General features: G+C 69.3%; 13 protein-coding genes. 4 read left to right on the top strand and 9 right to left on the bottom strand.

Annotation, left to right across the window (positions count from 1 at the left end; all coding sequences use genetic code 11):
• Window positions 1-25: 25 nt before the first annotated feature.
• Both OU415_RS36015 and OU415_RS36020 read right to left on the bottom strand, forming a co-directional pair.
• On the bottom strand, window positions 26-886 hold the full coding sequence (locus OU415_RS36015) for an alpha/beta fold hydrolase (RefSeq protein WP_270954164.1): 861 nt from the start codon (window positions 884-886) through the stop codon (window positions 26-28).
• Window positions 887-900: 14 nt separating this feature from the next.
• On the bottom strand, window positions 901-1,308 hold the full coding sequence (locus OU415_RS36020) for a hypothetical protein (RefSeq protein WP_270954165.1): 408 nt from the start codon (window positions 1,306-1,308) through the stop codon (window positions 901-903).
• A 159-nt stretch (window positions 1,309-1,467) separates the two neighbouring features.
• Here OU415_RS36020 and OU415_RS36025 point away from each other — a divergent pair, with 159 nt between their 5' ends.
• Entirely contained in the window at window positions 1,468-2,421 is a 954-nt protein-coding gene (locus OU415_RS36025) for a LysR family transcriptional regulator (protein ID WP_270954166.1), read from the top strand.
• Window positions 2,422-2,499: 78 nt separating this feature from the next.
• Here the strand turns inward: OU415_RS36025 and OU415_RS36030 are convergent, their stop codons facing one another.
• From OU415_RS36030 to OU415_RS36050, 5 genes are all read right to left on the bottom strand, one after another.
• Entirely contained in the window at window positions 2,500-3,183 is a 684-nt protein-coding gene (locus OU415_RS36030) for an FAD-dependent oxidoreductase (RefSeq protein WP_270954167.1), read from the bottom strand.
• Entirely contained in the window at window positions 3,081-4,232 is a 1,152-nt protein-coding gene (locus tag OU415_RS36035; protein WP_270954168.1) for an RNA-guided endonuclease InsQ/TnpB family protein, read from the bottom strand. Before OU415_RS36035 ends, OU415_RS36030 begins: the two co-directional genes overlap by 103 nt.
• Before the next feature lie 502 nt (window positions 4,233-4,734).
• The gene (locus OU415_RS36040; protein WP_270954169.1) at window positions 4,735-5,229 is read right to left on the bottom strand and encodes an amino acid permease; all 495 of its coding nucleotides are present in this window, start codon (window positions 5,227-5,229) and stop codon (window positions 4,735-4,737) included.
• Between the two features lie 308 nt (window positions 5,230-5,537).
• Complete coding sequence (locus OU415_RS36045; RefSeq protein WP_270954170.1) at window positions 5,538-6,869, bottom strand: MFS transporter; 1,332 nt, start codon at window positions 6,867-6,869, stop codon at window positions 5,538-5,540.
• A 48-nt stretch (window positions 6,870-6,917) separates the two neighbouring features.
• Entirely contained in the window at window positions 6,918-7,691 is a 774-nt protein-coding gene (locus OU415_RS36050) for an SDR family oxidoreductase (protein WP_270954171.1), read from the bottom strand.
• A 290-nt stretch (window positions 7,692-7,981) separates the two neighbouring features.
• Between OU415_RS36050 and OU415_RS36055 the strand changes: the two genes are divergently transcribed.
• Entirely contained in the window at window positions 7,982-9,160 is a 1,179-nt protein-coding gene (locus OU415_RS36055; protein ID WP_270954179.1) for an alpha-hydroxy acid oxidase, read from the top strand.
• 51 nt (window positions 9,161-9,211) lie between these two features.
• Here the strand turns inward: OU415_RS36055 and OU415_RS36060 are convergent, their stop codons facing one another.
• The gene (locus OU415_RS36060; RefSeq protein ID WP_270954172.1) at window positions 9,212-10,636 is read right to left on the bottom strand and encodes an aldehyde dehydrogenase (NADP(+)); all 1,425 of its coding nucleotides are present in this window, start codon (window positions 10,634-10,636) and stop codon (window positions 9,212-9,214) included.
• 168 nt (window positions 10,637-10,804) lie between these two features.
• Between OU415_RS36060 and OU415_RS36065 the strand changes: the two genes are divergently transcribed.
• Entirely contained in the window at window positions 10,805-11,911 is a 1,107-nt protein-coding gene (locus tag OU415_RS36065; protein WP_270954173.1) for a zinc-binding dehydrogenase, read from the top strand.
• A gap of 3 nt (window positions 11,912-11,914) precedes the next feature.
• On the opposite strand, the gene OU415_RS36070 is transcribed toward OU415_RS36065, so the two are convergent.
• Complete coding sequence (locus OU415_RS36070) at window positions 11,915-12,688, bottom strand: IclR family transcriptional regulator (protein ID WP_270954175.1); 774 nt, start codon at window positions 12,686-12,688, stop codon at window positions 11,915-11,917.
• A gap of 71 nt (window positions 12,689-12,759) precedes the next feature.
• Here OU415_RS36070 and OU415_RS36075 point away from each other — a divergent pair, with 71 nt between their 5' ends.
• On the top strand, window positions 12,760-13,533 hold the full coding sequence (locus tag OU415_RS36075; protein ID WP_270954177.1) for a 2-keto-4-pentenoate hydratase: 774 nt from the start codon (window positions 12,760-12,762) through the stop codon (window positions 13,531-13,533).
• The last annotated feature ends 22 nt before the right edge of the window (window positions 13,534-13,555 follow it).

Here is a 13,555-nt window from a genome sequence, read left to right on the forward strand (position 1 = left end):
GAACTGCCCGCCGGCCGCACGTCCCTCACTTCGATGCGGACTTGGCTCCCTGCAAGACGTTGAGCGCTTCGAGCAGGTACACGCGGAACCGCTCGTGGTTCTCGCTCATCGGGAAGTGACCGATCTCCGGCATCTCGATGAAGGTGCCGTTCTTGATCTGGGCGGCCGTCCGCGCGCTGTCGGCGGGCGTGGTGAGGTAGTCGTACTCGCCGGTGAGCATCACGACCGGGCACTGGTCGGTGTCGATCTCGCCGAGCTTGTCGCGCAGGTCGTGGTCGACGGAGTAGAAGTGCAGGTCGCCCTTGAACGCCTCGGATCCCTGGGAGTAGTAGAACCAGGTCTTCCAGCGATCGGACTCGGGCGACTGCGGAGCCATCAGGTCCCACGTGCCGCTGGCGCAGACCTGAGCGGCGTTGGCGTGCGGGTGCTGCCACCAGTCGAGGTAGAAGCCGGGGGAGTGGTCGGCGCCCTCGACCGCGAGCACGCCGGCGAAGCGGTCCGGCCGCCGCAGCGCCAGCTGCAGCGCGATGTTGCCGCCGAAGGACGAGCCCATGAACAGCGGGTCCTCGAGCTCGAGTGCGTCGCACAGCGCGATGATGAAGTTGGCGTAGTGGTCGGCGGTGAGCTTGTACTCCTCCTTCCACCACTCGACGTTCTCCGGCGGGTCGGACTTGCCGTGGCGGGGCAGGTCGTAGGCGATCACGCGGTAGTTCGCGGTGATCTCCTCGTCCTCCAGCAGACCGCGCCACTGGTGGTTGTGGCACCCGGCGGTGTGCTGGCAGACCAGCGGCTGCCCGGTGCCGTTCTCGAGGTAGAACACCTTGTACTCGAGGCCGTCCACCTCGAGGGTGACGTAGCGCCCGGTCACGGGCGAGATCTTGCTCATGCCGATGTCCTTCCTCAGACGGGGGCGCCGATGGTGCGCAGCAGTTCGATCTGCCGGGTGATGCAGCGGAGGTTCTGCATGAGGACGAGGACGTCGCCCTCCAGCTCCATGTCGCGCCGGAACGTCGCGGACCAGATGCCGTGGCACATCGGCGGCGGCACCGGCTGGCCGAAACCGCGCCACGTCTCGACCCCGGCGCGGATCGCGAACTGGTAGGGCACGTCCAACGGGCCGGGGTCGACCGCGACGTTCACGACGCGTCCGGATTCGACCTGCACGACGAACCGGTGCTCGACGGCGTCGAGCAGGTACGAGCAGGTGAAGTACTTGCCGTGGGCCTGGATCTCCGGATCGCCGTTGCTGGCGGAGGTGAACGCTTCGGCCCACGCCTCGGCCGACGGGGAGCGGGTAGCCGCTGTCATCTCGGCTCCTCTCTGCGCGGAACGGGTACGAGTGCCGCCGACGGGGCGGCACTCGTAGATACGACTACCCGCGTCGCCGCAGGTCCAATACCTGTTGGCCACCGTTCGATAGCCCAGAAGAATTGGTCGCCGGACCAGGCGCGCGCTTATCATCCGTGCGTGGCGGAACTACCGGAGCTTCGCGTGCTGCGCTATTTCGTCGCCGTCGCGGAGGAGCTGCACTTCGGGAGGGCGGCCGCACGCCTGCACATCAGCCAGCCGTCGCTGAGCGTGCAGATCCGCAAGCTGGAGCACTCCCTCGGTGCTCGCCTGCTGGAGCGCACCAGCCGCTACGTCGAGCTGACACCGGCTGGTCTGGTGCTGCTCGACGAGGCGCGCCGCCTCCTGGTCAGCGCCGAGCGGCTCGCGTTCGCCACCCGCGAGGCGGCCAACGGCCACCGGGGTTCGCTGATCGTCGGCTTCCAGAGCAACGCCGCCGCCGAGCTCACCCCGAAGATCCTCGCGGCGTTCCAGGCCCGCTACCCGAGCGTGCAGGTCGAGATGCGCTCGCACGACTTCAGCGACCCGTACGCGGGGCTGGGCAACGGCAGCGTCGACGTCGCCTTCGTCCGCCCGCCGGTGCTCGTGCAGAGCTGGCTGTCGGTGGAAACGCTGTTCGTCGAGCCGCGCGTGCTCGTCACGTCGAGCGAGTCGCCGCTCGCCGAGCGCGCGAAGGTGACCGTCGAGGACGTGGCGGACGAGCCGTTCGTCGGCCGCCGGGCTCCCGAGTACTGGCGGGACTTCTGGCTGGCCTCGGAGAGCCGCGGTCCGCACCCGGTCCGGCTGGGCGCCGAGGTCAGCAGCGTCGACGAGTGCTTCGAGGCCATCCTGTCCCGCCGCGGCGTCGCCTTCACCCAGGCCTCGACCCAGCGGTTCTACGGGCGTCCCGGCCTGTCGTTCGTTCCGGTGGACGGCCTGCCGCCGTCCCCGCTGGCCATCGCCTGGCGCAACGACATGGACGCCCAACCCGTCCACGACTTCGTCGAGACGGCCCGCCTGCTGGCCGGCCTGGACATCGTCCCCACGGCGTCCCGCGCAGGTACCGCTCAGCAGCCGGGCAGTCACGCGTCCTAGCCGGACAGCCCGCTGGTGGTCGTGAGTGCGAAAGCCGCCTCCAGCCGGTTCAAGCGCTCACGACCACTCAGCGACGGGTCAGTGCGGGCCGGTGGCGCCGTACTCGTGCTCGCCCCGGATCAGGGCTCCGGTGGTGAAGCGCTGGGCGGTGAAGGCGGCCAGCTCGGGGCGTTTCGGGGCACCGGTGAGGATCCAGCGGGCGAGCTCCGCGCCGATCGCCGGGGCCTTGCCGAATCCCGAGCCGCTCCACCCCGCAGCCAGGTGCAGGCCCGGCACCTCGGACGGCCCGAGGACCGGGCGGCCGTCCGGGGTGATGTCCAGCGCGCAGGTCCGGCCGAGCCGGTACGGGGCCCGGGCCATCGCCGGGACCCGGCGGCCGAGCCTGGTCGGTCCTTCGGCGACGAAATCCGGGTCCGGCTCGCCGAAATCGGCGTCCGGGTCGTCCAGCCACTCGCGTTCCGGCGCGTGCCGGCCGACCAGCGTGCGGTGAACTACAGGGCGAACATCAGGACCGGGTTGATCAGGTTCCACCAGCTCACCCACTGGGTAAACGACTCGGCCTTGAAGGACCGCGTTTCTTTGGGGATTGCGGTCCGTGGGGCTTCGCTTGCGCTCCCGTCGCCACTGGCTGTGACGGTGCGGGTCGCATCGCCCACCAGCTAGCTGGTGGGTTGGGGCATGTTTACGAATACCCACGCCGAGCGTGCGCGGTCGCGCACGTTGATCCCGGCGACGACGTCGGCTGGTCCAGCGAGACCGCACCGACGACAACGAAAATCGTCCCGAGTGGGCCTGTTGGCCCGCTCGGTGTGACCGCACAGCGGGCAGTGCTGTGAGGTGTAGGCCGCGTCGACCTCGATCACCGGCACGCCCGCACGCTGTGCTTTGTAGGCGATGAACGAGCCGAGTTGGTGGAATGGCCATGAGGACTGTGTGGCCCGCTGGTCGCGTCGAACCGTGACCCGCTCGCGGATACCGCCGAGTTCTTCCAGGGCGATACCGCGTTCGGTGCGTTGGGCGACGGCCACAACATCTTTAGCGATCGTATGGTTCATATGCCCAGCGTGCCGCGCTTCTCGCTTGGCGCGCTTCTTAAGCAGCCTGGCTGCCGATCGGGTGCGCTTAGCTTGGATCTCCGCGCGTTTGCGCGCCTGCCACCTGCGGTAACGACCCAACCGGCGACCGGAATAGTTCACTGAGTCACTGGTTGTGGCCAGGTTGTTGATGCCCCGGTCGACCCCGATCCAGTCCACTGGCTCAAACTGCGGTTCCTCAGGAACCTCACAGGTAGCGATGAGAAACCACTTGCCGTCCCGGAACATCAGATCCGATTCACCCTTGCGGTGCTGCATCAGGGTTTTCAGATCGTTCGAGGCACAGCCGAACCGCACGTTCTTCATCCGGCCAGCAGTGGTCCAGATCGACACAGTGCGAGCATTGTAGTTCCACGACAAGCACCGGTCATCGAACGGCTGAGCCGAGACTGCCCGAAACGCGGTCGGCTTTGACTCGGCCCGAACACGACGCTTGGCACCTTTCCTGCCGAGGTTCCCAGCATCGATGTTCGCCTTCAGGATGGTGTAGGAGTCAGCGACCTTGCGAATGATGTGTAGTGCCGGTTGCGCCGAGAATCCCTCACTCTTCAACCAGCCGTAAGCGAGGCCCTGCAACGCCTTACGGTTGCGCTTTCCAGTCTTGAAAGCGCGCTGGGAAACCTCGTTCGCCGCTTGGTTGGCCGCGCGCAGGGTTGCATCTAGAGCCGACTCTTGCTCGGGAGTTGGCTGCAGCTTGACCTGCACAACGATCTTCACACAAGCACCATAGCGTCTTCTGTGTCGCCGCAGTGGATTCCAAACACCAACGGGTGTAGGGAAAATGAGCTCCGTGCACGGCCTGCATGCTCACCTGGTCTTCGTTACCAAGGACCGGCGTGGGGCGTTTCGCCGACTAGATCGTCGCCGGCTTCGAACAGAGCATGCGCGAGGTGTGCGCGAAACTGCGGGAGCGCAATCGCGACACGACCGCGTGCGTACCTCCTGCCGTAGGCCAAAATCTCCACAATGTTCGGCAGCTTCAAAGACGTATCCGCGAGCCACCTTTGCGAGGAGCGCGCAGACCACCTGCGCCGCGAGCACTCGTGGCGCCGAGCCGCGGTGCCGCATCCCGCGGCCATGCACCACTGGAGATCATCACGGGTTACAGCGGAACCAGACATGACCGGACTAAAACGAGCGGTCAGGCGCCTACGCCAGCCCACCAGGTAAGGGGGAACACGTTTCTCCCTGGCCTTAAAGGGGGAATTCCTGGGAGAACTCAGTTGAACTTGCAGAAGAACAGCACCATCACCACGACCGACACCACGCGACCGGTCGCGGTCAGCGTGGAACCGTCCTCACCGCCCTGGGTGGTGAGCTCGATGCCGGTCCACGTCGCGACGTATCCGGCGGCGTACTGCACGACCGCCAGCGCCTCGATGGCCACCGTGGTCACGCCGCCCAGCAGCATCGACCAGCTCAGCAGGAAGCCGAGGTAGTTGCCGTGCGTCAGGTACGGGTAGCGCGCTACGCCGCCGCTGCGCGGGATCATCGACCCGGTCTCGGCGTAGTTCAAGGCGAGCACGGAGATCAGGATCGCGGTGATGACCCACGCCACGATCACCGCCGGGCCGGCGATGGCCCCGGCCGACAGCACCGCGAACAGCCAACCGGATCCGATGATCGAACCGATCGAGATGAACAGCAGTTGTTGGACGGACAGTTCGCGCCGGAGCTTCGAATCGCTGTCCTTGAAGTCGTGGATTTCGGCCATGGGTACCCCGAACTGGTCGCTCCTGCCCACCGGAAGATCGCTGGGCGTCCAGCAGTATGCGCCGCCGGGAATAACGTGGAAACCCATCGGGCACAGCGGTTTTCCACCCTGAGCGAAAGCCGTCCTGGCGGTGCGGGTGGTCCACTCCGGACTTTTCCGAAGTGCGGAAAGCCCGGCTGAATTCGCACCTGCACGACAAACCGCCCGAAGTTCGCGCGAACTCGGGCGGCTGTCGTGTGGACACTGTGGACGGATGGAGGGTGGCCGACCACGAGCGCGACGTGGTCGGTCCACGCTCGTGGTGCGCGTCAGCCCCGTTCGGAACGCAGGTCGCACCCCCGGGTCTCCCGCACGATCAGCGCGCTGACCAGTCCGATCAGCGCCGAGATCGCCCACAGCGCGGAGATCGGCCAGGACGCGCCGCCGGCGGCGCTGACGAGAGCACCGGTCATGAGCGGCACGAACCCGGCCACGACGCCGCCGAGCTGGTAGCCGATCGAAGTGCCCGTGTAGCGGACGTTCGAGCTGAACAGTTCCGCGTACATCGCGGCGGTCGGTCCGTACATCCCCGCGTGGGACACGGCGAGCGCGAGCAGCATGGCCAGCCAGATGAACCCCGTCTGACCGGACTCCAGCAACCAGAAGAAGGGGAAGGCCAGCGCGACGGTGAACGCGGCGGCGGTCAGGAACACCGGACGGCGGCCCAGCTTGTCCGACAGCGAGCCGAAGTAGGGCACCGTCAGCGCCTCGACCACCGCCGCGACGAGCATTCCGGTCAGCAGCACGCTGCGCGGCAGGCCGAGCTCGGTGGTGCCGTAGGACAGCACGAACACCGAGACGATGTAGAACGGCACACCGGCCGAGAGGTACAGGCCGACGGTCAGCGAGATCGCCTTCCAGTGGTGCCGGAACGCCTCGGCCGCCGGTAGCTTGCGCGTCCGCCCGGACTCCTTCGCCTGGACGAACGTCGGGCTCTCGGTGATCCGGGACCGGATGAACAAGCCCACCCCGATCAGCGCGATGCTGAGCAGGAACGGGATCCGCCAGCCCCAGGAGCGCAGCGCTTCGTCGGGCAGCGGGGAGATCGCGGCGAACACCGTGCTCGAGAGCACGAGCCCCAGCGGAACCCCCATCTGCGGCAGGCTCCCGTAGAAGCCGCGCCGGTGGTCCGGTGCCGACTCCACCACCATGGTCACCGCGCCGCCCCACTCGCCGCCGACGGCGAAGCCCTGCAGGAAGCGCAGCGTGACGAGCAGGATCGGCGCCCAGATCCCGATGGTGTGGTAGTTCGGCAGCAGGCCGACCAGCACCGTCGCCGCGCCCATCAGGAACAGCGTGAGCATGAGCGCCTTCTTGCGGCCCACGCGGTCCCCGAAGTGGCCGAAGATGACACCGCCGAGCGGTCGCGCGATGAAGCCGACCGCGAACGTCGCGAACGCCGCCAGCGTGCCGGCGGCGGGGGAGAACTCGGGGAAGAACTCCGTGCCGAAGACCAGCGCCGCGGCGAGACCGTAGATGTAGAAGTCGTACCACTCGATGGTCGTGCCGATCATGCCGGCGAGGCCGGCCCGGCGGGTGGCCGCCGGTGGTACCTCGTCACGTCTTTGCGCTGCTCCGGCAGCGAGGTGCGTGTCGTTCATGCGGGTGCACCGCTCTCGTCGTTGGGAGTCGGGGAGGGGGAGGCTGGATCAGAGGGTCGGCACCAGGCCGCCGTCGCACCGGAGCGCGGTGCCGGTGATGTAGGCGGCCGGTGCGCTGCACAGGAACGCCGCCGCGGCGCCGAACTCGTCGGGTTCGCCGTAGCGCCCGGCGGGGATCGCGGCCTGCGACGCGCTCTCCACCTCGCTCAGCGGCCGGCCGGTGCGCTGCGCGGCGGCTTCGTCGATCTGCCGGGCGCGCGGAGTCGCGATGCGCCCGGGCAGCAGCGAGTTGATCGTCACGCCCTGGGCGGCGACCTCGGTGGCGAGGGTCTTGAGGTAGCCGGCGAGCGCGGCCCGGCCGAGGTTCGACAGCGAGAGGTTCGGCATGGGGGCCTCCACGCTCGTCGAGCTGATGCTCAGGATCCGGCCCCACCCCTTCTCGAGCATCGCGGGCAGGACGCTGCTCACCAGCAGTTGCTGGGGCTTGACCAGCGTGTCGATGGCCTGCTCGATCCCGGCGGTGTCGGTGTCGCGGGCCGGTCCCGGGGCGGGGCCGGGGCCGTTCAGGACGAGGACGTCGAGTTCTCCGACGGCCTCGCGGGCGGCGGTGATGAGTTGTTCCGCGCCGCCGTCGGCGACCAGGTCGCAGCCGATGCCGACGGCGTTGGGCAGGTTGCCCGCGACTTCCTTCGCCCGGTCGCTCGACCGGCCGGTGACCACGACGGTGACGCCTTCTTCGGCCAGCGCCCGGGCGGTCGCCCGGCCCAGTCCGGACGTGGAGGCGCACACGAGGGCCGTCTTGCCCTGCAGACCCAGTTCCATTCCCACTCCTGTCTAAAATATCAGACACTGTCTGGCGAGTGAGTCAGATGGTGATGGATTCGAACGGGCACGTCAAGTCTTGACCGCCGTCGAAGGGCGGGGTGACAATCCGAATTCTCGGACTGCGTCCAATATTTCGTCACCGCTTGCGAACGGCCCCGGTCGTCCGCGCATCGAGAGGCAGGACAGTGACCGCCACCCCGACCGAAGTTCCCGCGGCAGCCCCGAACCCGCTTCCGCAGCGGCCTCGCACCGCGCGACAGCGTCCCAAGTGGACAGAGCTCCGCGAGCTGATCCGCCTGCGCAAGCCGACCCTCAACCCGGTGGAGCGCAGGCTCGGCGCCGCGCTGAGCATCGGCGACCTCCGGGCGGTGGCGGCGCGCACCACCCCGCGCGCAGTGTTCGACTACGTCGACGGCGCCGCCGACTCGGAGCTGACCGTCCGGCGGAACAGGGCGGCGTTCGCCTCGGTGGAACTCGTGCCGGAGTACCTGTCCCCGGTGGATGCCCCGGATCTGTCCGCGGAGGTCCTCGGCCGGGAGATCTCGATGCCGCTGATCTTCGCGCCGACCGGCTACACCCGGATGATGCACCACGAGGGCGAAGCGGCGGTGGCGCGCGTCGCCGCCCGCCACGGGCTGCCCTACGCGCTGTCCACAGTGGGCACTTCGACCGTCGAGGACGTCGCCGCGGCAGCGCCCGGTGGGGAGCACTGGTTCCAGCTCTACTTGACCCGCAACGAGCGCCTCAACGAGGAACTGCTCGACCGCGCACTCGCGGCCGGGTTCAGCACGGTGGTCCTCACCGTCGACACCCCGGTGGCGGCGAGGCGGCTGAAGGACACGCGCAACGGCCTCACCATTCCGCCTGCGCTGACCATGCGGACGTTGCTGGACATGGCCCGCTACCCGTCCTGGGCGCTGAACAAGCTGACCACCGCCCCGATCACGTTCGCCTCGCTGAGCAGCATCGCCAGCAGCGGCATCGATGCCGTCCGGGTCGCCGACGTCGCGTTCGAGCCGACGCTGAGCTACGAGGACCTGGCCTGGTTGCGCGCTCGCTGGCCGCACAAGCTGCTGGTGAAGGGAATCCTCAGCCCGGACAACGCCCGTCGTGCCGTCGAGGCGGGCGCGGACGGCGTCATCGTGTCCAACCACGGCGGGCGGCAGCTCGACCGCACCCCGGCGACGCTGACCATGCTGCCCGAGATCCGCGCCGAGCTCGGCCCGGACCCCGCGGTGATCCTGGACAGCGGCGTCACCCACGGCCAGGACATCATCGCCGCGAAGGCGCTCGGCGCGGATGCGGTCATGATCGGCCGCGCCTACTTGTACGGCCTGATGGCGGGCGGCGAGCGCGGAGTGGAACGCGTCGTGGAGATCCTCCGCGAAGAGTACTCGCGCAGCCTTCAACTGCTCGGCCTGAACTCGACGGCAGCGATCGCCTCGCACCACGTTCGCCTGCCCTGAGCGGCACGAAACGGGGGCGCTACCGACGTGGTAGCGCCCCCGTGCTGGTCGTCAGGAGATCCGCTGGGGAATCCCCATCGGGTTCGCGTCGCGCAGTGCCGGCGGCAGCAGGTGCTGCGGCACGTTCTGGTACGCGACCGGGCGCAGGAACCGGTAGATGGCCTCGGTTCCGACCGACGTCGTGGCCGGTGCGGTGGTGGCGGGGTAGGGGCCACCGTGCTGCTGCGCGTAAGTGACCGAAACACCGGTCGGCCACTGGTTCCACAGCACGCGCCCGGCCTTGGCAGCCAGGAGCTCGATCAGCTCGCCGGCGATCTCGTCGTCGTCCTCGCCCTGGATCGTCGCGGTCAGCTGCCCGTCGACGACCTCGGCCACCTCGAGCAGTTCGCTCTCGTCGGTGTACTCGACGACCAGGGTCGCCGGCCCGAACACCTCCCGCAGGTAGGCCTCGGGGGAGCCCAGCAGCTCGGCCGAGGTCGTGCGCAGGACCGTGGGCGACGTGGGACCGCCGCTGGCCAGGACGTGCACGCCAGCGGTGTTCCGCAGCTCGTCGAGGGTGCTGGCGTAGGAAGTCCGGACGCGGTCGTTGAGCAGCGTCAGCGGCTTGTCCGGGACGGCGCCGGGCAGCTGGTCGGCGAGCCCGGCACCTGCGGGCACCAGCAGGATTCCGGGCTTCGTGCAGAACTGGCCCGCGCCGAGCGTGAACGACCCGACGAACTCCGAGACGATCGCCGGGCCGCGCCGTTCGGCGGCGCCCTTCGTGACGAATACCGGGTTGACGCTGCCCAGCTCGCCGAAGAACGGGATCGGCTCCGGCCGGCCGGTGGCGATGTCGAACAGCGCCCGGCCCGCTTCGATCGAGCCGGTGAACGCGCCGGCCTTCACCCGCGGGTCCGCGATGGCCGTGCGTCCGGCGTCGGTGCCGAAGATGACGTCGAAGAGTCCATCGGGCGCGCCAACGGACTCCAGCGCCTGCTGCACGACCTCAGCCGTGGCGGCCGAAAGCCTCGGGTGGCCCGAGTGCGCCTTGACGACGACGGAGCAACCCGCGGCGAGCGCCGAGGCGGTGTCCCCGCCGGCCACGCTGAACGCGAACGGGAAGTTGCTGGCGGAGAAGACGAGGACCGGGCCGAGCGGTTCGAGCACCCGGCGCAGGTCGGGCCGCGCGCCCATCGGCCACTCCGGATCGGCGCGGTCGATCGTCGCCCCGAGGTACTCGCCCCGCGTCACCGCCTGGGCGAAGAGCCGGAGCTGGAACGCGGTGCGGACCACTTCGCCGTTCAGCCGGGGCTCGCCCAGGGCGGTCTCCTCGTCCGCGATCGCCACGAGCTTCGGCGCGGCCTCCTCGAGGGCCGAGGCGATGGCCTCGAGCGCGGGGGCGCGGTCGGCTGGCTGGAGGCGGCTCCACCGCTCGAACGCGCCGGAGGCGGCGTCGAGCTTGTGCGCAAGCTCCTGCGGGCTCGTCGCACCGGTCATCGGGCACCTTCTTCCCACATGTGTCCAATATTTCGGACAACGTCTTCTGGTCAAGACACAGTTGCATTCTCGTCCGACCTAGTCAATGGCCTTGACGGCGACAGCGGGCATCTTGATACTCAACCCGTAAGACAGTGTCCGAAGTTTCGTACAACAAGGCGAGGTTCGATGAGAGCAGCAGTCCTGCGCCGGCCCGGTACGCCGTTGACCATCGAGGACGTCGACCTCGACGACCCCGGGCCGGGCGAGGTCGCCGTCCGAGTGCTCGCCGCCGGGGTGTGCCACAGCGACCTGCACTACATGAACGGCGATCTCCAGGGCCGCCTGCCCGCGGTGCTCGGGCACGAAGGCGCCGGTGTCGTCGAGCGGGTCGGTGCGGGCGTGACCCGGGTCCAGCCCGGCGACACCGTCATCACCCTGTGGCGGCCGCGGTGCGGCGAGTGCGAGTTCTGCCTGACCGGGCGGCCCGCCCTGTGCCCGCTGGGGAAGGTGCAGGCGACCTCGGGCGGTCTGCCCGACGGGACGTCGCGACTGGCGTTGAACGGCGAGAAGGTCCACCACCTCATGGGGGTTTCCTGCTTCGCCGAGAAGTGCGTGGTGTCGGAGCGCTCGGTCGTCGCCGTCGACCCGGCCGTGCCGCCCGCGGTCGCGGCGATCACCGGATGCGCTGTGGTGACCGGCGTCGGTGCGGCGCTGAACGTCATGGAGGACGTCGCCGGATCGGGCGTCGTGGTGATCGGGGCCGGCGGTGTCGGGCTCAGCGCGGTGATGGGCCTGCGGCTCGTCGGCGCGAACCCGATCGTCGCAGTGGACACAGTGGACACCAAGCTGGACAAGGCGCTCGAGCTCGGCGCCACCCACACGATCAACGCGAGCACGCACGACGTCGCCGAGGAGCTGGCGAGGATTTCGCCGCGCCCGATGAGCTGGGCGCTCGACGCGGTCGGCGCGCCGCAGACGCTCCAGCAGGCGTTCGAGGTCGTGGGGACGGGCGGCACCGTGGTCGCCGTCGGGCTCGGCAAGGTGGGCGCCACCGTGCCGGTGCCCATCAATCCCCTGGTGCAGCAGGAGAAGCGGCTGATCGGCAGCCTCTACGGCTCGGCCAACACCCCGGTCGACATCCCGAAGCTGATCGACCTGTTCAAGGCCGGTCGCCTGCCGCTGGACAAGCTGCTCGGCGAGCAGTACGAGCTGTCGGAGATCAACGAGGCCTACGCCGCGCTCTCGCGAGGAGCCACCGGTCGCGCGGTCATCCTGCCCGGGGGCGAGGGGTGAGCGTCACGCCGCGTCGGACGCTCCGAGGCGTTGCGACATCTCCTTCGCCCCGGCGAGGACGAGCTCGACGTGGCGCTGCTTCTCGGCGTCGCTCCACCGCACGACGGGCACGGAGATGCTCATAGCGGCCACGCAAGCGCCGAGCCGGTCGTACACGGGCGCGGCGACGCAGGCGGCGTGGTCGTTGGACTCGCAGTTCTCCTCGGCCCAGCCGCGCTCGCGCGCCGCGTCCAGGTCGGCCAGCAGCCGGTGGCGGGTGGTGATGCTGTTCGGCGTCATCTTCTGCAGCGCCCGGTCGTCCGGGAACAACGCGTCCAGTTCGGATGCGGGCAGGGCGCTCAGCATCGCCTTCCCGCCGGCGGTGCAGGTGGCCGGCAACCGGCTGCCGGCCTGCGAGACCAGGCGGACCGGGTGGGTGCTGTCGATGCGGACGATGAACACGACGAATCCGCCGTCGCGCACGACGACCTGGACGGTCTCGCCGCAGGCGGCGGCCACCTCGGTCGCGCACTCGCGCCCGACGCTGGCGAGATCGATGCCGCGCTCGTACCCCGCGCCGAGCTGCAGCGCCTTGACGCCGAGCGCGACGCGCCCGGTCTCCTTGGACAGGGTGAGGTAGCCGCGGTCGACCAGCGTGTTGACCAGCTCGTGCGTGGTGGCCCGCGGCAGGCCGAGCCGCCGGGTGATCTCGGGGACGCGCAACTCCTCGGTGCTCTCGGCGAGCATTTCGAGGATGTCCAGGCCCCGGCGCAGGGCTGGAGCGGTCAGGCGGGCCATGATTTCCTCCCAGTGCCAAGGTGCAGACAATGTCCAAAATATCAGACACGCTCGACTTCGTGAGGAGACCCGTGCAGAACGACGCGATCCCGGAACTGGCCAGGCGATTGTGGCAGGCGGGCAACGGCGAGCCCCCGGTCGACCCGGAGCTGGCCGGTTGGCTGGACGACCTGGAGTCGGCCCACGCGGTCGAGGACGCGACCCGGGCCCTGGTCGTCGACGCCGGCGAGCGGGTGATCGGGTACAAGATCGGTCTCACGTCCCAGCCGGCGCGGGACGTCTTCGGGGCTGGTGAACCGGCGGCCGGGCACCTGCTCGCCAGCAGACTGCTGCCCGAAGGCGAGGCCCTCGCCATCGCCGAGCTGTTCGCGCCGAAGGCCGAGGTCGAGATCGCTTTCGTCCTCGGCGAGGCGCTCCCGGGCCCGGACGTGACCGCGAGCGATGTCCGCAACGCCACCGCGGAGGTCGCGCCTGCCTTCGAGATCGTCGACAGCAGGTGGCGAGGAGGCCCGTCGACGCTCCCGATGCTGGTCGCGGACAACACCAACGCTGCTCGTGCCGTGCTCGGACCCCGCGTCGGGCTCCCCGGCGGGAGCTTGTCGGAGGTCGTCGCGACCCTGTCGATCGGCGACCGGGAGATCCCGGGCAGCGCCACGGCCGTCATGGGCGACCCCGCCGAGGCCGTCGCGTGGCTGGCCCGGCACCTGCTGAACCGCGGGCTCCGGCTGGAAGCCGGTGACATCGTGCTGAGCGGAACCCTTTGCCCGCCAACGGTGATCAGCGCCGGTGATCGCCTGGTCGCCGATCTCGGCGAGCTGGGCCGGGTCGCCCTCGACGTCGACTGATCGCCGACGCAGTGGTGGGCGC

This window comes from Saccharopolyspora oryzae, from assembly GCF_027853915.1.
Taxonomy (GTDB): Bacteria; Actinomycetota; Actinomycetes; order Mycobacteriales; family Pseudonocardiaceae; genus Saccharopolyspora; species Saccharopolyspora oryzae.

Bases quoted from the DNA above. Each gene is read 5' to 3' on its own strand.
- OU415_RS36015 (WP_270954164.1), bottom strand. From the start codon at position 886: ATGAGCAAGATCTCGCCCGTGACCGGGCGCTACGTCACCCTCGAGGTG.
- OU415_RS36060 (WP_270954172.1), bottom strand. From the start codon at position 10,636: ATGACCGGTGCGACGAGCCCGCAGGAGCTTGCGCACAAGCTCGACGCC.
- OU415_RS36070 (WP_270954175.1), bottom strand. From the start codon at position 12,688: ATGGCCCGCCTGACCGCTCCAGCCCTGCGCCGGGGCCTGGACATCCTC.
- OU415_RS36020 (WP_270954165.1), bottom strand. From the start codon at position 1,308: ATGACAGCGGCTACCCGCTCCCCGTCGGCCGAGGCGTGGGCCGAAGCG.
- OU415_RS36040 (WP_270954169.1), bottom strand. From the start codon at position 5,229: ATGGCCGAAATCCACGACTTCAAGGACAGCGATTCGAAGCTCCGGCGC.
- OU415_RS36065 (WP_270954173.1), top strand. From the start codon at position 10,805: ATGAGAGCAGCAGTCCTGCGCCGGCCCGGTACGCCGTTGACCATCGAG.
- OU415_RS36050 (WP_270954171.1), bottom strand. From the start codon at position 7,691: ATGGAACTGGGTCTGCAGGGCAAGACGGCCCTCGTGTGCGCCTCCACG.
- OU415_RS36045 (WP_270954170.1), bottom strand. From the start codon at position 6,869: ATGAACGACACGCACCTCGCTGCCGGAGCAGCGCAAAGACGTGACGAG.